The organism is Nocardioides malaquae (assembly GCF_015070385.1).
Taxonomy (GTDB): Bacteria; Actinomycetota; Actinomycetes; order Propionibacteriales; family Nocardioidaceae; genus Nocardioides; species Nocardioides malaquae.
On record NZ_JADCSA010000008.1, the window covers coordinates 80,433 to 95,784 of the forward strand.

At 67.0% G+C, this 15,352-nt stretch carries 29 protein-coding genes; all 29 read right to left on the reverse strand.

Features of this window, described 5'->3' with window-relative positions; all coding sequences use genetic code 11:
- Nucleotides 1-38: 38 nt before the first annotated feature.
- Nucleotides 39-434 (reverse strand): 30S ribosomal protein S11, encoded by a 396-nt coding sequence (rpsK, locus tag IEQ44_RS09820; protein WP_110240752.1) that lies wholly within the window; start codon nt 432-434, stop codon nt 39-41.
- Nucleotides 435-504: 70 nt separating this feature from the next.
- Nucleotides 505-876 (reverse strand): 30S ribosomal protein S13, encoded by a 372-nt coding sequence (gene rpsM / locus IEQ44_RS09825; protein ID WP_193638286.1) that lies wholly within the window; start codon nt 874-876, stop codon nt 505-507.
- 184 nt (nt 877-1,060) lie between these two features.
- On the reverse strand, nt 1,061-1,174 hold the full coding sequence (gene rpmJ / locus IEQ44_RS09830) for a 50S ribosomal protein L36 (RefSeq protein ID WP_004008316.1): 114 nt from the start codon (nt 1,172-1,174) through the stop codon (nt 1,061-1,063).
- Between the two features lie 30 nt (nt 1,175-1,204).
- Nucleotides 1,205-1,426 carry a translation initiation factor IF-1 gene (gene infA, locus IEQ44_RS09835; protein WP_026145687.1) on the reverse strand — a complete coding sequence of 74 codons (222 nt, stop codon included), beginning with the start codon at nt 1,424-1,426 and terminating at the stop codon, nt 1,205-1,207.
- 268 nt (nt 1,427-1,694) lie between these two features.
- A complete protein-coding gene (map, locus tag IEQ44_RS09840) occupies nt 1,695-2,519 on the reverse strand; it encodes a type I methionyl aminopeptidase (protein ID WP_193638287.1) in 825 nt (274 codons plus the stop codon).
- Between the two features lie 13 nt (nt 2,520-2,532).
- Nucleotides 2,533-3,108, reverse strand: a complete 576-nt coding sequence (locus IEQ44_RS09845; protein WP_193638288.1) for an adenylate kinase — start codon at nt 3,106-3,108, stop codon at nt 2,533-2,535.
- A gap of 1 nt (nt 3,109) precedes the next feature.
- On the reverse strand, nt 3,110-4,405 hold the full coding sequence (secY, locus tag IEQ44_RS09850; protein WP_193638289.1) for a preprotein translocase subunit SecY: 1,296 nt from the start codon (nt 4,403-4,405) through the stop codon (nt 3,110-3,112).
- Between the two features lie 212 nt (nt 4,406-4,617).
- Complete coding sequence (gene rplO, locus IEQ44_RS09855; protein ID WP_193638290.1) at nt 4,618-5,061, reverse strand: 50S ribosomal protein L15; 444 nt, start codon at nt 5,059-5,061, stop codon at nt 4,618-4,620.
- A gap of 1 nt (nt 5,062) precedes the next feature.
- Nucleotides 5,063-5,245 carry a 50S ribosomal protein L30 gene (gene rpmD, locus IEQ44_RS09860; RefSeq protein WP_193638291.1) on the reverse strand — a complete coding sequence of 61 codons (183 nt, stop codon included), beginning with the start codon at nt 5,243-5,245 and terminating at the stop codon, nt 5,063-5,065.
- On the reverse strand, nt 5,245-5,847 hold the full coding sequence (gene rpsE, locus IEQ44_RS09865; protein ID WP_227487237.1) for a 30S ribosomal protein S5: 603 nt from the start codon (nt 5,845-5,847) through the stop codon (nt 5,245-5,247). Before rpsE ends, rpmD begins: the two co-directional genes overlap by 1 nt.
- A 28-nt stretch (nt 5,848-5,875) precedes the next feature.
- A complete protein-coding gene (gene rplR, locus IEQ44_RS09870; protein WP_193638292.1) occupies nt 5,876-6,259 on the reverse strand; it encodes a 50S ribosomal protein L18 in 384 nt (127 codons plus the stop codon).
- 3 nt (nt 6,260-6,262) lie between these two features.
- A complete protein-coding gene (gene rplF / locus IEQ44_RS09875) occupies nt 6,263-6,805 on the reverse strand; it encodes a 50S ribosomal protein L6 (protein ID WP_193638293.1) in 543 nt (180 codons plus the stop codon).
- Nucleotides 6,806-6,832: 27 nt separating this feature from the next.
- On the reverse strand, nt 6,833-7,240 hold the full coding sequence (rpsH, locus tag IEQ44_RS09880; RefSeq protein WP_193638294.1) for a 30S ribosomal protein S8: 408 nt from the start codon (nt 7,238-7,240) through the stop codon (nt 6,833-6,835).
- 82 nt (nt 7,241-7,322) lie between these two features.
- Nucleotides 7,323-7,508: a type Z 30S ribosomal protein S14 gene (locus IEQ44_RS09885; RefSeq protein WP_011757321.1), complete on the reverse strand. Its 186-nt coding sequence runs from the start codon at nt 7,506-7,508 to the stop codon at nt 7,323-7,325.
- Between the two features lies 1 nt (nt 7,509).
- Nucleotides 7,510-8,061 carry a 50S ribosomal protein L5 gene (rplE, locus tag IEQ44_RS09890; RefSeq protein WP_193638295.1) on the reverse strand — a complete coding sequence of 184 codons (552 nt, stop codon included), beginning with the start codon at nt 8,059-8,061 and terminating at the stop codon, nt 7,510-7,512.
- Nucleotide 8,062: 1 nt separating this feature from the next.
- Nucleotides 8,063-8,428, reverse strand: coding sequence for a 50S ribosomal protein L24 (gene rplX, locus IEQ44_RS09895; protein WP_227487238.1), 366 nt, complete (start codon nt 8,426-8,428; stop codon nt 8,063-8,065).
- Nucleotides 8,428-8,796: a 50S ribosomal protein L14 gene (gene rplN / locus IEQ44_RS09900; protein WP_193638296.1), complete on the reverse strand. Its 369-nt coding sequence runs from the start codon at nt 8,794-8,796 to the stop codon at nt 8,428-8,430. Before rplN ends, rplX begins: the two co-directional genes overlap by 1 nt.
- A 100-nt stretch (nt 8,797-8,896) precedes the next feature.
- Nucleotides 8,897-9,154 carry a 30S ribosomal protein S17 gene (gene rpsQ / locus IEQ44_RS09905; RefSeq protein WP_193638297.1) on the reverse strand — a complete coding sequence of 86 codons (258 nt, stop codon included), beginning with the start codon at nt 9,152-9,154 and terminating at the stop codon, nt 8,897-8,899.
- The gene (gene rpmC / locus IEQ44_RS09910) at nt 9,151-9,399 is read right to left on the reverse strand and encodes a 50S ribosomal protein L29 (protein ID WP_193638298.1); all 249 of its coding nucleotides are present in this window, start codon (nt 9,397-9,399) and stop codon (nt 9,151-9,153) included. The genes rpsQ and rpmC overlap by 4 nt, the downstream gene beginning before the upstream one ends.
- Entirely contained in the window at nt 9,399-9,818 is a 420-nt protein-coding gene (gene rplP / locus IEQ44_RS09915) for a 50S ribosomal protein L16 (RefSeq protein ID WP_193638299.1), read from the reverse strand. Before rplP ends, rpmC begins: the two co-directional genes overlap by 1 nt.
- Nucleotides 9,819-9,823: 5 nt before the next feature.
- On the reverse strand, nt 9,824-10,645 hold the full coding sequence (gene rpsC / locus IEQ44_RS09920; protein ID WP_193638300.1) for a 30S ribosomal protein S3: 822 nt from the start codon (nt 10,643-10,645) through the stop codon (nt 9,824-9,826).
- Nucleotides 10,645-11,064, reverse strand: a complete 420-nt coding sequence (gene rplV / locus IEQ44_RS09925) for a 50S ribosomal protein L22 (RefSeq protein WP_193638301.1) — start codon at nt 11,062-11,064, stop codon at nt 10,645-10,647. Before rplV ends, rpsC begins: the two co-directional genes overlap by 1 nt.
- Before the next feature lie 34 nt (nt 11,065-11,098).
- Nucleotides 11,099-11,380: a 30S ribosomal protein S19 gene (gene rpsS / locus IEQ44_RS09930; RefSeq protein WP_135833051.1), complete on the reverse strand. Its 282-nt coding sequence runs from the start codon at nt 11,378-11,380 to the stop codon at nt 11,099-11,101.
- Nucleotides 11,381-11,385: 5 nt separating this feature from the next.
- Entirely contained in the window at nt 11,386-12,222 is an 837-nt protein-coding gene (rplB, locus tag IEQ44_RS09935) for a 50S ribosomal protein L2 (RefSeq protein ID WP_193638302.1), read from the reverse strand.
- A 36-nt stretch (nt 12,223-12,258) separates the two neighbouring features.
- Nucleotides 12,259-12,564: a 50S ribosomal protein L23 gene (gene rplW, locus IEQ44_RS09940; RefSeq protein WP_193638303.1), complete on the reverse strand. Its 306-nt coding sequence runs from the start codon at nt 12,562-12,564 to the stop codon at nt 12,259-12,261.
- Nucleotides 12,561-13,193, reverse strand: a complete 633-nt coding sequence (gene rplD, locus IEQ44_RS09945) for a 50S ribosomal protein L4, sunset domain variant (RefSeq protein ID WP_193638304.1) — start codon at nt 13,191-13,193, stop codon at nt 12,561-12,563. Before rplD ends, rplW begins: the two co-directional genes overlap by 4 nt.
- 5 nt (nt 13,194-13,198) lie before the next feature.
- Nucleotides 13,199-13,861, reverse strand: a complete 663-nt coding sequence (gene rplC, locus IEQ44_RS09950; protein ID WP_193638305.1) for a 50S ribosomal protein L3 — start codon at nt 13,859-13,861, stop codon at nt 13,199-13,201.
- A gap of 10 nt (nt 13,862-13,871) precedes the next feature.
- Nucleotides 13,872-14,180, reverse strand: a complete 309-nt coding sequence (rpsJ, locus tag IEQ44_RS09955) for a 30S ribosomal protein S10 (protein WP_008360994.1) — start codon at nt 14,178-14,180, stop codon at nt 13,872-13,874.
- A 438-nt stretch (nt 14,181-14,618) separates the two neighbouring features.
- Nucleotides 14,619-15,341, reverse strand: a complete 723-nt coding sequence (gene trmB, locus IEQ44_RS09960) for a tRNA (guanosine(46)-N7)-methyltransferase TrmB (protein WP_193638306.1) — start codon at nt 15,339-15,341, stop codon at nt 14,619-14,621.
- Nucleotides 15,342-15,352 lie beyond the last annotated feature (11 nt).

Below are 15,352 nucleotides of genomic sequence, written 5' to 3' on the forward strand. Positions count from 1 at the left end.
TCTCCTTGGAAGTCTCGTGTGGGTCCGGGCCAGAAGGCTCAGACGCGACGGCGCTTGGGCGGGCGGCAGCCGTTGTGCGGGGCAGGCGTGACGTCCTGGATGGTGCCGACCTCGAGGCCGATCGCACCCAGGGAACGGATCGCCGTCTCGCGACCCGAACCCGGGCCCTTGACGAAGACGTCGATCTTCTTCATGCCGTGCTCCATCGCGCGACGTCCGGCAGCCTCGGCAGCCATCTGGGCGGCGAACGGAGTGGACTTCCTCGAACCCTTGAAGCCGACGGTGCCGGCAGAGGCCCAGGAGATCACCGCCCCGGTGGGGTCGGTGATCGTGACGATGGTGTTGTTGAACGTGCTCTTGATGTGGGCTTCGCCCTGGGCGACGTTCTTCTTCTCCTTGCGGCGGACCTTGGTCGCGCGGCTCTTGGGAGGCATTCAGTAACTCCTGTTGAGGTTCTGGTCGAAAAGCTTCGGGAAGGCGTTCAGCGCTGCCGTGAGGCAGGCGTCACTTCTTCTTCTTGCCGGCGACAGTCCGCTTCGGGCCCTTGCGGGTACGAGCGTTGGTCTTGGTGCGCTGACCGCGGACCGGGAGGCCCATGCGGTGGCGGCGACCCTGGTAGCTGCCGATCTCGATCTTGCGGCGGATGTCAGCCTGGACTTCACGACGGAGGTCACCCTCGGTCTTGAAGTTGGCCTCGATCTCGTCACGAAGCTTGACCAGCTCCTCGTCCCCGAGCGTGTGCACGCGGGCGTTGGGGTCGATCCCCGTGGCTGCGAGCAGCTGCTGGGAGCGGGTACGGCCGATGCCGTAGATGTAGGTGAGTGCGATCTCGATGCGCTTGTCGCGCGGGAGGTCCACACCAACGAGGCGAGCCATGGTTCTGGCATTTCCCTTCGGGTTGTTCGCAACGGTGTCTGTCGTGTCGCGCCCCGCTGACGAGCCCTGGGGCCCGTCCGGGCTCCGGCCGTTGCGCCGGAGGTGGTTCGCCGTGGGTCTCCCCGCGGCTAGCGATCACGATGGGTGGTGGGGCGTGCGAGAGGGTGGCGTGAGCCACCCGTCATCAGCCCTGGCGCTGCTTGTGGCGCGGGTTCTCGCAGATGACCATGACGCGGCCGTGACGACGAATGACCTTGCACTTGTCGCAGATCGGCTTGACGCTGGGGTTGACCTTCACTGGGGAGGCCTTTCTGGATCGTTCGGCTGGTTACTTGTAGCGGTAGACGATCCGACCCCGGGTGAGGTCGTAGGGAGAGAGCTCCACCACCACCCGGTCCTCGGGGAGGATCCGGATGTAGTGCTGACGCATCTTCCCGCTGATGTGGGCGAGAACCTTGTGGCCATTGCTCAGCTCGACGCGGAACATGGCATTGGGCAGGGCCTCCGTGATGGTGCCCTCGAGCTCGATCACGCCTTCTTTCTTCGGCATGTCCTCCACAATCTGTTGATCTGTTGTCTACCGTGGCCCGGGAACCTCCCCCACGCAGGACGCCTGGGGGTGGACCTCGTGAAGCCGGCGGCGGTACCACTTCCCACGTCCCCCGGAGGGTCAGCGGGCAGCCGTTTCAGGCACCACTGCACATGCCCACGTTGGGCCGACTCGCCAGCCTACTGCCAGCAGGCAAGAAATCCCAATCGGGACGCTGGCCACGACGGGCGGGCACCACAGCGGACGCGGGCGCCACCGAGCAGCGGGCTCAGGCGCCGCCGAAGGGGACGCCCAGCTCGGCGAGCTTGGCCTCTCCCCCGTCGAGCGCGGTGAGCACCCACGCGCCGGTCGGGGTGAGGGTGAACGTGTGCTCGTAGTGCGCGGCCCACTTGCCGTCCGACATCGAGACCGTCCAGTCGTCGTCCTCGACGTAGGTGTCCTGGCTGCCGAGGGCGATCATCGGCTCCACGGCCAGGGCGAGGCCGCGCACGAGCTTGGGCCCGCGCCCGGGACGCCCGTGGTTGGGCACGTTGGGCGGCATGTGCATCTGGGAGCCGATGCCGTGGCCGGTGTAGTCCTCGAGGATGCCGAAGTCGCCGCGCGAACGGACGTACGCCTCGATCGCGTGGCTGATGTCGGTGACCCGGCCGCCGAGCCGGGCCGCGGCGATGCCGCGCCACATCGACTCCTCGGTGACCTCCATCAGCTCCTCGATCTCGGCCGGCACGCGACCGACCGCCACCGTGATGGCGGCGTCGCCGTGCCAGCCGTCGACGATCGCGCCGCAGTCGATGGAGATCACGTCACCCTCGGCGAGCGCACGACCGCCGGGGATGCCGTGGACGACCTGGTCGTTGACCGAGGCGCAGATGCTGGCCGGGAACGGCGGGTGGCCGTATCCCTTGAACGACGGCACGCCGCCCTTGGACCGGATGTGGTCCTCGGCGATCGCGTCGAGCTCGCCGGTGGTGATCCCGACCCGGACCGAGGTGCGCAGCAGCTCCAGCGTCTCACCGACCAGGAGGCCGGCGCGCCGCATCACGGCGATCTGCTCGGGGGTCTTGATCTCGACCCCGCGGTCCCGGAAGCCCATGGCGAGGAGGCTCTCAGCGCCCGGTGGCGCCGTCGATGGCCGCGAAGACCCGCTGGGTCACCTCGTCGACCTCACCGAGGCCGTCGACCTCGACCAGCAGGCCACGGCCGCGGTAGAGGTCGACCAGAGGGGCGGTCTGCTCCTCGTAGACCTCCTGGCGACGGCGGATGACCTCCTCGGTGTCGTCGGCACGACCCTCGATGGTGGCGCGGTGCAGGAGACGCTCGACGATCACGTCGCGGTCGACGGTCAGCACCACGGCGGCGTCCAGCTCGAGGCCTGCGTCGGCGAGCATGCCGTCGAGCTCGGCGACCTGGGCCACGGTGCGGGGGTAGCCGTCGAGCAGGAACCCGCCGCGGGCGTCCTCCTCCGCGATGCGGTTGCGCACCATCGAGTTGGTGACCTCGTCGGGCACGTACTCGCCGGCGTCCATGTAGCGCTGGGCCTCGAGGCCCAGGGGCGTGCCCTGGGAGACGTTGGCCCGGAAGATGTCACCGGTCGAGACGGCCGGGATCTCGTACCTCTGGGCGATGAAGGCCGCCTGGGTGCCCTTGCCCGCTCCGGGCGGGCCCATGATGATCAGTCGCATTTCAGCTCAGGAACCCTTCGTAGTTGCGCTGCTGGAGCTGGCTCTCGATCTGCTTCACCGTGTCCAGGGCGACGCCGACCATGATGAGGATGGACGTGCCACCGAACGGGAAGTTCTGGTTGGCACCGATCGCGGCGAAGGCGATCAGCGGGATCAGCGAGATGAGGCCGAGGTACAACGCTCCGGGGAAGGTGATCCGCGAGAGCACGTACGACAGGTAGTTCTGGGTCGGCTTGCCTGCCCGGATCCCGGGGATGAAGCCGCCGTACTTCTTCATGTTGTCGGCGACCTCTTCGGGGTTGAAGGTGATCGAGACGTAGAAGTACGTGAAGAAGATGATGAGGGCGAAGTAGGTCGCCATGTAGAGCGGGTGGTCACCGTCGCGGAAGTAGTCGTTGATGAACCGCAGCACCGCGTTGTTGCCGGTCTCGTTGAACGAGGCCGCCATCGTGGGCAGGTAGAGCAGCGACGAAGCGAAGATGACCGGGATGATGCCGGCCTGGTTGACCTTCAACGGGATGTAGGTCGAGGAGCCGCCGAACATCTTGCGCCCCACCATGCGCCGCGCGTACTGCACCGGGATGCGACGCTGCGCCTGCTCGATGAAGATGACGCCGGCGATGATGACCAGTCCGATGACCATGACGATCCCGAAGGTCGTCCAGCCCTGGGTCAGCTGCACCTGCCACAGGGAGGCCGGGAAGGTCGCGACGACCTGGCAGAAGATCAGGATCGACATGCCGTTGCCGACGCCGCGGTCGGTGATCAGCTCGCCGAACCACATGATCACGGCGGTGCCTGCGGTCATCGTGATGACGACCATCAGGAAGGTCGCGGTCGAGTCCGAGTGCAGCAGGTCGAGGGTGCAGGGCTGCAGCAGCATCTTGCTGCGCGCCAGGGCGACGATTCCGGTGGCCTGCAGAACGGCCAGTCCGAGCGTCAGGTAACGCGTGTACTGCGTGATCTTGGCCTGCCCCGCCTGGCCTTCCTTCTTGAGGGCCTCCAGGCGCGGGATCACCACCACGAGCAGCTGCAGGATGATGCTGGCGGTGATGTAGGGCATGATCCCCAGCGCGAAGATCGTCAGCTGGAGCAGCGCACCGCCGGAGAACATGTTGATCAGCGCGTAGACGCCGCCCTGCTCCTGGGCGTCCAGGCACGACCTCACGTTGGCGACGTTGACCCCGGGAGCGGGCACCTGCGAGCCGAGCCGGAAGATCGTGATGATCAGCAGCACGAACAGCAGCTTGCGCCGCAGGTCCGGGATGCGGAATGCGTTGGCGAAGGCGCCCAGCACTGGTTCCTCTTTCTCAGCAGGGACTCCCACGGCGCGGCCGCGGTGTCGTGGTCAGGGTCCGTCACCCGCTCGACGAGCAGGTCCGACGGAACCCCGGGAAGCGTAACAGCAGGTTCCTCGACGCCCGAAAGCCGCACACCGGGCGGAACCGGACGCGACGAGGGCCCGTCCCCAGCTGCTGTGGGAGACGGGCCCTCGGGCGTCTGTTCAGGTCAGGAGACGGTGACGCTGCCGCCGGCAGCCTCGATCTTCTCCTTGGCCGAGGCGGAGACCGCGTCGGCGGTGACCTGCACCGCGACGGAGATCTCGCCCTGGCCCAGCACCTTGACAGGCTGGTTCTTGCGCACCGCGCCCTTGGCGACGAGCTGCTCGACGGTGACGGTGCCACCCTCGGGGAAGAGCTCGTTGATGCGGTCCAGGTTGACGACCTGGAACTCCACCTTGAACGGGTTCTTGAACCCCTTCAGCTTCGGGAGGCGCATGTGGATCGGCATCTGGCCACCCTCGAAGGCGACCGGAACCTGGTAGCGAGCCTTCGTACCCTTGGTACCGCGACCGGCGGTCTTACCCTTCGACGCCTCACCACGACCCACACGGGTCTTGGCGGTCTTGGCGCCCGGGGCGGGACGAAGGTGGTGCAGCTTGAGTGCGCTCATGTCACTCCACCTCCTCAACCGTCACGAGGTGACGGACAGTGTTGACCATGCCACGGATCTCGGGGCGGTCCTCCTTGACGACGACGTCGCCGATCCGCTTGAGACCGAGCGTACGCAGGGTCTCGCGCTGGTTCTGCTTCAGACCGGCCAGGCCGCGCTTCTGCTGGACCTTGAGCTGTGCCATCAGGAAGCCACCTCCGCACGAGCCTTCAGGATCGCGGCCGGCGTGACGTGCTCGACGGGCAGACCACGGCGGGCGGCCACGGCCTCGGGCTCCTCGAGCATCTTGAGCGCCTCGACGGTCGCGTGCACGATGTTGATCTGGTTGGACGACCCCAGCGACTTGCTGAGGACGTCGTGGATGCCGGCGCACTCCAGGACGGCGCGCACCGGGCCACCGGCAATCACACCGGTACCGGGGGCGGCCGGACGCAGCAGGACCACACCGGCAGCCTTCTCACCCTGGACCGGGTGCGGGATGGTGCCCTGGATGCGGGGGACCTTGAAGAAGTGCTTCTTGGCCTCCTCGACACCCTTGGCAATGGCCGCGGGAACTTCCTTGGCCTTGCCGTAGCCCACGCCCACGAGGCCTTCACCGTCACCGACGATCACGAGGGCGGTGAAGCTGAAGCGACGACCACCCTTCACGACCTTGGCGACACGGTTGATGGCGACGACGCGCTCGATGTACTGGGTCTTGTCGGCGTTCTGGTCGCGACGACCGTCACGGTTGCGACCGCCGGACTGGCGCTCGCCTCCGCGCTGTCCGCGCTGAGCTCCGCTCATGAGATTTCCTTTTCTCTGTGGTCCGGCGTCAGAACGCCAGGCCGCCCTCGCGGGCAGCGTCGGCCAGGGCCGCGATGCGACCGGTGTACTTGTTGCCCGCGCGGTCGAAGACCACGCTCTCGACACCAGCAGCCTTCGCACGCTCGGCGACGAGCGTGCCGACCTGCTGGGCCTTGGCGGTCTTGTCGCCCTCGGCGGACCGGAGGTCCGACTCCATGGTGGAGGCCGAGGCGAGGGTGCGACCGACGGTGTCGTCGACGACCTGCACGGTGATGTGCTTCGACGAGCGGGTCACCACGAGGCGGGGACGCTCCGGCGTACCGGCGATCCTCTTGCGACCACGCATCTGACGGCGCAGACGCGAGCGAACGCGGTTAGCGGTGTGCTTGTTGTTCGACAGCGAGATAGCCATGGATCACTTACCAGCCTTTCCGACCTTGCGGCGGATGTGCTCGCCGGCGTAGCGCACGCCCTTGCCCTTGTACGGCTCGGGCTTGCGGAGCTTGCGGATCTTCGCAGCCGTCTCACCGACGAGCTGCTTGTCGATGCCCACCACGGCGAGCTTGGTCGGCCCGTCGGTGGTGAAGGTGATGCCCTCGGGGGCGTCGAAGACGATCGAGTGCGAGTAGCCGAGCTGGAACTCGAGCTGCGTCGGGCCCTTCGGCAGGACGCGGTAACCCACGCCGACGATCTCGAGCTTCTTCTCGTAGCCCTCGGTGACACCGACGACCATGTTGTTGACCAGGGTGCGGCTCAGGCCGTGCAGCGAACGCGACTCGCGCTCGTCGTTGGGCCGGGTGACCTCCAGGACGCCGTCCTCACCCTTGGTGATGGTGATGGGGGCCGGGAGGGTGTGGTTCAGGGTGCCCTTGGGCCCCTTGACCGTCACCAGGTTGTCGTCGATCTGCACGTCCACTCCGGACGGAACCGTGATCGGGAGCCTGCCAATGCGTGACATTGCGTGTTTCCTCTCTCGGTCTCGTCGTTACCAGACGTAGGCGAGGACTTCCCCACCCACGCCCTTCTGGTTCGCCTGGCGGTCGGTCAGCAGGCCCTGGCTGGTCGAGATGATCGCCACGCCCAGGCCACCGAGGACCTTGGGCAGTGCGGTGCTCTTCGCGTAGACGCGCAGACCGGGCTTGGAGATGCGGCGGAGGCCGGCGACGGCCCGCTCGCGGTTGCGGCCGTACTTGAGGGTGATGGTGAGCGTCTTGCCCACCTCGCCCTCGGTCGGCTCCTTGACCTCGTAGGAGGAGATGTAGCCCTCCTGCTTGAGGATGTCGGCGACGCCGGCCTTCAGCTTGCTGTAAGGCATCGACACCGCGTCGTGGTACGCCTGGTTGGCGTTGCGCAGACGAGTCAGCATGTCTGCGATCGGGTCAGTCATGGTCATGGCCGCTTCGGCCCTTTCTCTCTGTGGTTTCGACCCCGACGAGGCGGAGTCGACCTTCAGCGGTTGTTGGTCTTGAGGGTGGTCACCAGGAGGACTTGGTCACGCCGGGCAGCTCGCCGCGGTGGGCCATCTCACGCAGGCAGATGCGGCAGAGGCCGAACTTGCGGTAGACCGCCTTGGGCCGACCACAGCGCTGGCAACGGGTGTAGCCGCGCACCGCGAACTTCGGCTTGCGGGCCGCCTTCACCTTGAGAGCAGTCTTCGCCATGTCAGTTCTCCTTGAAGGGGAAGCCGAGCTGCTTGAGCAGCGCCCGACCCTCGACGTCGTTGGTGGCCGTGGTCACGATGGTGATGTCCATGCCACGGACGCGGTCGATCCGGTCCTGGTCGATCTCGTGGAACATGACCTGCTCGGTGAGACCGAAGGTGTAGTTGCCACGGCCGTCGAACTGGTTGCCGTTGAGACCGCGGAAGTCACGGATACGGGGCAGGGCCAGGGACAGCAGACGGTCCAGGAACTCCCACATGCGGTCGCCGCGCAGCGTGACGTGCGCACCGATCGGCATGCCCTCACGCAGCTTGAACTGCGCGATGGACTTCCGGGCCTTGGTGACCATGGGCTTCTGACCGGTGATCGCGGTCAGGTCCTTGATGGCACCCTCGATGAGCTTCGAGTCGCGAGCAGCCTCGCCGACACCCATGTTGACCACGATCTTGGTCAGCCCGGGCACCTGCATGATGTTGGCGATGTCGAAGTCGGACTTCAGCGCGGGGATGATCTCCTCGCGGTAACGAGTCTTCAGACGGGGGGACTCAGCCATCTCAGATCTCCTTCCCGGTCTTGCGCGAGATGCGGACACTGCGCTCGGCGGTGTACTCGACACCGGTGCCGCTGCGCTTGGTGACCTCGTCGCGGCGGAAACCGACGCGGGTCACTCCGTCACCCTCGACGAGCATGACGTTGGAGACGTGGATGGGGGCCTCGGCGGTGATGATGCCGCCGGTGCTGCCCGAACCGTCGTTGACGACCTTGGTGTGACGCTTGATGCGGTTCACACCCTCGACCACCACGCGCTGCTCCTCGCGGAGGACGCGGATGACCTTGCCCTGGGCGCCCTTGTCCTTGCCGGCGATGACCTTGACGGTGTCGCCCTTCTTGATGTTCACGCTGGGTGCCTTCTTAGCCATCACAGCACCTCCGGCGCGAGCGAGATGATCTTCATGAACTTCTTCTCGCGCAGCTCGCGGCCCACCGGGCCGAAGATGCGGGTTCCACGGGGCTCGCCGTCGTTCTTGAGGATCACCGCGGCGTTCTCGTCGAAGCGGATGTACGAGCCGTCGGGGCGGCGGCGCTCCTTCTTGGTGCGCACGATGACGGCCTTGACGACGTCGCCCTTCTTGACGTTGCCGCCGGGGTTGGCGTCCTTGACGGTGGCGACGATGGTGTCGCCGATACCGGCGTAGCGACGACCCGAGCCCCCGAGAACACGGATGCAGAGGATTTCCTTTGCACCGGTGTTGTCGGCGACCCCGAGTCGCGACTCCTGCTGGATCATTGGTTTCTCCTGGATGTCGAGCCGGTTCTCGCCGCCTTCTCGGGCGACGAGCCTTGCCGAACTAGTGGTTGGAAATCGTGGTTCGCCGGAAGGCGAAAGGTCACTTGGCCTTCTCGAGAACCTCGACCAGGCGCCAGCGCTTGGTCGCGGACAGCGGACGGGTCTCCATGATCAGGACCCGGTCGCCGATGCCGCACTCGTTGTTCTCGTCGTGAGCCTTCAGCTTGGAGGTGCGACGCATGACCTTGCCGTAGAGCGCGTGCTTCACGCGGTCCTCGACGGCAACGGTGATGGTCTTGTCCATCTTGTCGCTGACGACCAGGCCCTCGCGGACCTTGCGGGAGTTGCGCTCACTCATGCCGAAGCCTCTTCCTTGTTCTCGGCACCCGGAGCGGTACGGATACCGAGCTCGCGCTCACGCACCACGGTGTAGATCCGGGCAATGTCCTTCTTGACCGTGCGCAGGCGGCCGTTGTTCTCCAGCTGGCCGGTGGCCGCCTGGAAACGGAGGTTGAACAGCTCCTCCTTGGCCTCACGCAGCTTGGCCTCGAGGTCGCCGGCGGACAGCTCGTCCAGCGTGCCGGCGGTCAACTTGTCGCTCATCAGAATTCACCAGCCTCGCGGGAGATGAACCGGCACTTCATGGGGAGCTTGTGCATGGCGCGGCGCATGGCCTCGCGAGCAACGTCCTCAGAGACACCGGACAGTTCGAACATGACGCGGCCGGGCTTGACGTTGGCAACCCACCACTCGGGGGAACCCTTACCGGAACCCATGCGGGTCTCGGCAGGCTTCTTGGTCAACGGGCGGTCGGGGTAGATGTTGATCCACACCTTTCCACCACGCTTGATGTGACGGGTCATCGCGATACGCGCCGACTCGATCTGGCGGTTGGTCACGTAGTGGCCCTCGACCGCCTGGATGCCGAAGTCACCGAACGCGAGCTTGGTGCCACCCTTGGCCATACCGGTCCGCTTGGGGTGGTGCTGCTTGCGGTGCTTGACACGACGGGGCATCAACATGGAACTCAGCCCTCCTGTCCGGTGGAAGCAGCCTCGGCCGGAGCCTCGGTTGCGGGAGCCTCGGCCTGAGCCGGAGCCTCGGTGCGGGGTGCACGGTCGCCGCGCGAACCGCGGTTCGGGCGCTCGCCGCCACGGGCGGGACGACCACCACGGCCGGGAGCACCGGCGCGAGCGGCCTGCTGGGCCTGGCGCTCGGCGCGGGAGCCGGACACCTCACCCTTGTAGATCCACACCTTGACGCCGATGCGACCGAAGGTGGTCTTGGCCTCGTAGAAGCCGTAGTCGATGTCGGCACGCAGGGTGTGCAGCGGCACGCGACCCTCGCGGTAGAACTCGGTGCGCGACATCTCGGCGCCGTTGAGTCGACCGGAGCACTGGATCCGGATGCCCTTGGCGCCCGAACGCATCGCGGTCTGCATCGCCTTGCGCATGGCACGACGGAACTGCACACGACCGGCGAGCTGCTCGGCGACGCCCTGGGCGACCAGCTGCGCGTCGACCTCGGGGTTCTTGACCTCGAGGATGTTCAGCTGCACCTGCTTGCCGGTGAGCTTCTCGAGCTCGCCGCGGATGCGGTCGGCCTCGGCGCCGCGGCGACCGATGACGATGCCGGGGCGCGCGCTGTGGATGTCCACACGGACGCGGTCACGGGTGCGCTCGATCTCGACCTTCGCGATGCCGGCGCGCTCCATGCCCTTCGACAGCAGCTTGCGGATCGCGACGTCCTCGCCGACGTACGACTTGTACAGCTTGTCGGCGTACCAGCGCGACTTGTGGTCGGTGCTGATGCCGAGGCGGAAGCCGTTCGGGTTGATCTTCTGGCCCATCAGGCACCCTTTCCGTTCGTGGCGACATCAGCCGGCTGGACGACCAGGGTGATGTGGCTGGTGCGCTTGTTGATGCGGGTCGCACGACCCTGCGCACGGGGACGCCAGCGCTTCATGGTGGGGCCCTCGTCGACCATGGCCACCGTGAGGACCAGGTCGGCGGCCTTGAGGCCCTCCGTGGTCTCCGCGTTGGCGATGGCGCTCTCGAGCACCTTGTAGACGGTCTCGGAGGCGGCCTGCGGCGCGAACTGCAGCAGGGCCAGGGCCTCCTGGACGGGAAGACCGCGGACCATGTCGACGACACGGCGGGCCTTCATGGGGGTGATTCGCACGAAACGCGCGCTCGCGAAAGCTCCCGGCTGGTCGCCGAGCAGCGACTCGCGGCGGGCGCTGGTGCGCACGCGCTCAGTAACGCTCATTGCTCGTTATCTCCAGTTCCTGGTTCGCCCCGCGTCAGCGGCGGCGACCCTTCCGGTCTTCCTTCACGTGCCCGCGGTAGGTGCGGGTGGGGGCGAACTCGCCCAGCTTGTGGCCGACCATCGAGTCGGTCACGAAGACGGGGACGTGCTTGCGTCCGTCGTGCACGGCGATGGTGTGGCCGATCATGTTCGGCAGGATCATCGAACGGCGCGACCACGTCTTGATGACGTTCTGCGTGCCCTTCTCGTTCTCGGCTTCCACCTTCTTGAGGAGGTGGCCGTCGATGAAGGGGCCCTTCTTCAGGCTACGAGGCATATCAGTTACTTCCTACCCTTGCCGGACTTGCGGCGACGGATGATCTGGGAGTCGCTGGCCTTGCGCTTGCGGGTGCGACCCTCGGGCTTGCCCCACGGGGAGACGGGGTGACGTCCACCGGACGTCTTGCCCTCACCACCACCGTGCGGGTGGTCGACCGGGTTCATGACGACACCGCGGACGGTCGGGCGCTTGCCCTTCCAACGCATGCGGCCGGCCTTGCCCCAGTTGATGTTCGACTGCTCGGCGTTGCCCACCTCGCCGACCGTGGCGCGGCAGCGCACGTCGACGAAACGCATCTCGCCCGAGGGCAGACGCAGCGTGGCCTTGGTGCCCTCACGAGCCACCAGCTGGGCGGAGTTGCCGGCCGAGCGGGCCAGCTTGGCGCCGCCACCGGGACGGAGCTCCACGCAGTGGATGGTGGTACCGACGGGGATGTTGCGCAGCGGCAGGTTGTTGCCCGGCTTGATGTCGGCGTTGGGGCCGCTCTCGATGACCGTGCCCTGGCCGAGGTCCTTCGGCGCCACGATGTAGCGCTTCTCGCCGTCGGCGTAGTGCAGCAGCGCGATGCGGGCGGTGCGGTTGGGGTCGTACTCGATGTGAGCGACCTTGGCCGGCACGCCGTCCTTGTCGTAGCGGCGGAAGTCGATGATGCGGTAGGCCCGCTTGTGGCCGCCACCCTGGTGACGCGTGGTGATGCGTCCCTGGTTGTTGCGGCCGCCCTTCTTGGGAAGGGGACGGGTCAGCGACTTCTCCGGCGTGGTCCGGGTGATCTCGACGAAGTCGGCCACCGAGGAGCCACGACGGCCCGGGGTGGTCGGCTTGTACTTGCGGATAGCCATTGTCTATGTCCTATTTCTTCGCCCTCGTGCGCCCGGTCAGGAGACCGGACCCCCGAAGATGTCGATCCGGTGACCCTCAGCGAGGCTGACGATGGCGCGCTTGGTGTCCTTGCGCTTGCCCAGGCCGGCGCGGGTGCGACGGGTCTTGCCCTGACGGTTCAGCGTGTTCACCGAGGTGACCTTGACGCCGAAGATCTTCTCGACCGCGATCTTGATCTCGGTCTTGTTCGCGTCGGGGTGCACGATGAACGTGTACTTGTTCGCGTCGAGGAGGCCGTAGCTCTTCTCCGACACGACCGGCGCGAGCAGGATGTCGCGGTGGTCCTTGTGCAGGGTGCTCACTTGGTCTCCTCCTCGGCGTTCTTCGACTTGCTCGCCACGAAGACGTCGTAGGCGCCCTGGGTGAAGACCACGTCGTCGGAAGCCAGCACGTCGTAGGTGTTCAGCTGGTCGACGGCCACGATGTGCACCTGCGGCGCGTTGCGCAGCGAGAGCCACGTCAGCGAGTCGCTGCGCTCGAGCACCACCAGGTAACGGCTGCGGTCGGTGAGACCGGTCAGCGCGGTGATGGCGGCCTTCGTCGAGGGCTTGTCGCCCTGGACGAGCGACTCGACGACGTGGACGCGACCGTGGCGGGCGCGGTCCGAGAGGGCGCCACGCAGCGCGGCGGCCTTCATCTTCTTGGGGGTGCGCTGCGAGTAGTCGCGCGGCTGCGGACCGTGGACGACGCCACCGCCGGCAAACTGCGGCGCGCGGGTCGAGCCCTGACGGGCGCGACCGGTGCCCTTCTGCTTGTAGGGCTTGCGGCCACCGCCACGCACCTCGGCGCGGGTCTTGGTCTTGTGCGTGCCCTGGCGAGCAGCAGCCTGCTGCGCCACGACGACCTGGTGGATCAGGGGCACGTTGACCTCGACGTCGAAGATCTCGGCGGGGAGATCGACGGAGACAACCTTCGCGTTGTTTTCAGCCATGTTGCTCAGGCCTCCTGGGTCTTCTTGGCGGCGGAACGCAGCACCACGAGACCACCCTTGTTGCCCGGGACGGCGCCCTTGAGCAGGATGAGGCCCTTCTCCACGTCCACGGCGTGCACGGTGACGTTCTGGGTGGTGACGACGTCGTTACCCATACGGCCGGACATGCGCGTGCCCTTGAAGACACGACCCGGGGTGGCGCAGGCGCCGATCGAGCCGGGCTTGCGGTGGTTGCGGTGGGCACCGTGGGAGGCGGAGACACCGGCGAAGCCGTGACGCTTCATGGTTCCGGCGAAGCCCTTGCCCTTGCTGGTGCCGGTGACGTCGATCTCCTCGCCGGCGGCGAACAGGTCGACGGCCAGCTCCTGGCCGACGGCGTAGTTCGCGGCGTCAGCGGTGCGGATCTCGGCCACGTGGCGACGGGGGGTGACACCGGCCTTGGCGAAGTGGCCGGCCTCCGGCTTGTTCACCTTGCGGGCCTCGATCTCGCCGAAGCCGATCTGGACCGCGGCGTAGCCGTCGGTCTCGGGCTGGCGGACCTGGGTCACGACGTTGGTCGCCGCAGCGACGACGGTGACGGGGACGATCTTGTTGTCCTCGTCCCAGAGCTGGGTCATGCCGAGCTTCGTGCCCAGCAGGCCCTTCACGTTACGTTCGAAAGTACTCATCAGGCAGACCTCAGAGCTTGATCTCGATGTCGACACCGGCAGGCAGGTCGAGACGCATGAGCGAGTCGACAGTCTTCGGCGTGGGGTCGATGATGTCGATGAGGCGCTTGTGGGTGCGCATCTCGAAGTGCTCGCGCGAGTCCTTGTACTTGTGGGGCGAGCGAATGACGCAGTACACGTTCTTCTCGGTCGGCAGCGGCACGGGGCCGGCGACCTTCGCACCCGTACGGGTGACGGTGTCCACGATCTTGCGCGCCGAGGTGTCGATCACCTCGTGGTCATAGGCCTTGAGCCTGATGCGGATCTTCTGTCCCGCCATAGGTCTCTCTCGTCCTTACTCTCGCACCCCGGGAGGTGCCGCGTCCTGGTCTGTTCTCTCGACACGTCCTCGGGTGAGTCCGTACCGCCTGTCTCTCACCACTCCGCTCCTCGACCCCCGCGGTCGGGCGTGTCGCTCTGATGAGGACAAAACTGACCGGGGATTGAGTTGTGGACTGTGGCATCCGACGGTTCGTCGGAGTCGGATCGGGTCTCGGCCTGACAACTCAGGAACGGTGCTTCAGCACACGTGACCGCTGAGTCCAGGCACACGATGGACCAGCCATCGGGAGACGCGATTCAGTAGTCAAGTGGTGTTGACGCACCCCGGCACCCGCCGGAGCAACTTGCCTATCTTGACAGAGACCCGCGCGCACTTCCAAATCGGGTGGCGCGCACCGCCCCCGAGGCCGACTGTGAGGTCGCGCACACGTCGTGCTCAGACGCGACGGTAGGCGAGGTCGGTGATGGTGCGTCCGACCGCGAGGCCCTTGCGCTCGAACTTCGTCACCGGGCGTTCCTCCCACCGCTCCACCACTCCCCCGGCCAGGCGCGGCTCGGCGTCGAGCACGGCCTGCATCTGCTCGGCGTAGGGCAACCAGTCGGTGGCCAGGCGCCACAGGCCGCCCGGGGCGAGGCGCTCGGCGACCACCGAGGCGAACTCGGCGTTCACGAGGCGGCGCTTGTTGTGCTTCTTCTTGTGCCACGGGTCGGGGAAGAAGGTCCACATCTCGCTGACGCTGCCCGGCGCGAGCAGGTGCTCGACCAGCCAGGCGGCGTCGACGGAGCAGAAGCGGACGTTGGTGGCGCCGGCCTCGGCGACCCGCCAGAGTCCGTCGGCGACGCCGGGAACCCAGACCTCCAGGGCGAGCACGTTGACCTCGGGCCTCGCGGCCGCGAGCACGGCGGTGGCCTCACCGACCCCGGGCCCGATCTCGACCATCAGGGGCGCTTGACGGCCGAACCACCGCTCCAGGGAGAAGTCCGGCTCGTCGACGGCCTCGTCGGGAATGACCCAGTCGGCGGCGTGCGCCTCCCACGCCTCGGCCTGGCGCGGGGTGAAGCGCGACCCCCGCCGGGAGTAGCTCAGCACCTCGCGCAGAGGACGACCGTCCTCGGTCAGCGAGAAGTGGGGACGGGCGGGGCGGACGGAGTCAGGCACGGTCGAGGAGC

What these genes read in the sequence shown, in the direction of transcription:
- rpsC (WP_193638300.1), bottom strand. Translation starts at nt 10,645, where the DNA reads ATGGGCCAGAAGATCAACCCGAACGGCTTCCGCCTCGGCATCAGCACC.
- rpsS (WP_135833051.1), bottom strand. Translation starts at nt 11,380, where the DNA reads ATGCCTCGTAGCCTGAAGAAGGGCCCCTTCATCGACGGCCACCTCCTC.
- rplC (WP_193638305.1), bottom strand. Translation starts at nt 13,861, where the DNA reads ATGAGTACTTTCGAACGTAACGTGAAGGGCCTGCTGGGCACGAAGCTC.
- rplX (WP_227487238.1), bottom strand. Translation starts at nt 8,428, where the DNA reads ATGGCTAAGAAGGCACCCAGCGTGAACATCAAGAAGGGCGACACCGTC.
- rpmC (WP_193638298.1), bottom strand. Translation starts at nt 9,399, where the DNA reads ATGAGCGACAAGTTGACCGCCGGCACGCTGGACGAGCTGTCCGCCGGC.
- rplB (WP_193638302.1), bottom strand. Translation starts at nt 12,222, where the DNA reads ATGGCTATCCGCAAGTACAAGCCGACCACCCCGGGCCGTCGTGGCTCC.
- rplR (WP_193638292.1), bottom strand. Translation starts at nt 6,259, where the DNA reads ATGGCTATCTCGCTGTCGAACAACAAGCACACCGCTAACCGCGTTCGC.
- rpsQ (WP_193638297.1), bottom strand. Translation starts at nt 9,154, where the DNA reads ATGAGTGAGCGCAACTCCCGCAAGGTCCGCGAGGGCCTGGTCGTCAGC.
- rpsH (WP_193638294.1), bottom strand. Translation starts at nt 7,240, where the DNA reads ATGACCATGACTGACCCGATCGCAGACATGCTGACTCGTCTGCGCAAC.
- rplP (WP_193638299.1), bottom strand. Translation starts at nt 9,818, where the DNA reads ATGTTGATGCCCCGTCGTGTCAAGCACCGCAAGCAGCACCACCCCAAG.
- map (WP_193638287.1), bottom strand. Translation starts at nt 2,519, where the DNA reads ATGGGCTTCCGGGACCGCGGGGTCGAGATCAAGACCCCCGAGCAGATC.
- rplF (WP_193638293.1), bottom strand. Translation starts at nt 6,805, where the DNA reads ATGTCACGCATTGGCAGGCTCCCGATCACGGTTCCGTCCGGAGTGGAC.
- rpsJ (WP_008360994.1), bottom strand. Translation starts at nt 14,180, where the DNA reads ATGGCGGGACAGAAGATCCGCATCAGGCTCAAGGCCTATGACCACGAG.
- rplE (WP_193638295.1), bottom strand. Translation starts at nt 8,061, where the DNA reads ATGGCTGAGTCCCCCCGTCTGAAGACTCGTTACCGCGAGGAGATCATC.
- rplD (WP_193638304.1), bottom strand. Translation starts at nt 13,193, where the DNA reads ATGGCTGAAAACAACGCGAAGGTTGTCTCCGTCGATCTCCCCGCCGAG.
- rpsE (WP_227487237.1), bottom strand. Translation starts at nt 5,847, where the DNA reads ATGAGCGGAGCTCAGCGCGGACAGCGCGGAGGCGAGCGCCAGTCCGGC.
- rpmD (WP_193638291.1), bottom strand. Translation starts at nt 5,245, where the DNA reads ATGGCACAGCTCAAGGTCCAGCAGAAGCGCGGCCTGGCCGGTCTGAAG.
- infA (WP_026145687.1), bottom strand. Translation starts at nt 1,426, where the DNA reads ATGCCGAAGAAAGAAGGCGTGATCGAGCTCGAGGGCACCATCACGGAG.
- IEQ44_RS09885 (WP_011757321.1), bottom strand. Translation starts at nt 7,508, where the DNA reads ATGGCGAAGACTGCTCTCAAGGTGAAGGCGGCCCGCAAGCCGAAGTTC.
- rpsK (WP_110240752.1), bottom strand. Translation starts at nt 434, where the DNA reads ATGCCTCCCAAGAGCCGCGCGACCAAGGTCCGCCGCAAGGAGAAGAAG.
- IEQ44_RS09845 (WP_193638288.1), bottom strand. Translation starts at nt 3,108, where the DNA reads ATGCGACTGATCATCATGGGCCCGCCCGGAGCGGGCAAGGGCACCCAG.
- rplO (WP_193638290.1), bottom strand. Translation starts at nt 5,061, where the DNA reads ATGAGCGCACTCAAGCTGCACCACCTTCGTCCCGCCCCGGGCGCCAAG.
- rplN (WP_193638296.1), bottom strand. Translation starts at nt 8,796, where the DNA reads ATGATCCAGCAGGAGTCGCGACTCGGGGTCGCCGACAACACCGGTGCA.
- rplV (WP_193638301.1), bottom strand. Translation starts at nt 11,064, where the DNA reads ATGAGCGTTACTGAGCGCGTGCGCACCAGCGCCCGCCGCGAGTCGCTG.
- rpsM (WP_193638286.1), bottom strand. Translation starts at nt 876, where the DNA reads ATGGCTCGCCTCGTTGGTGTGGACCTCCCGCGCGACAAGCGCATCGAG.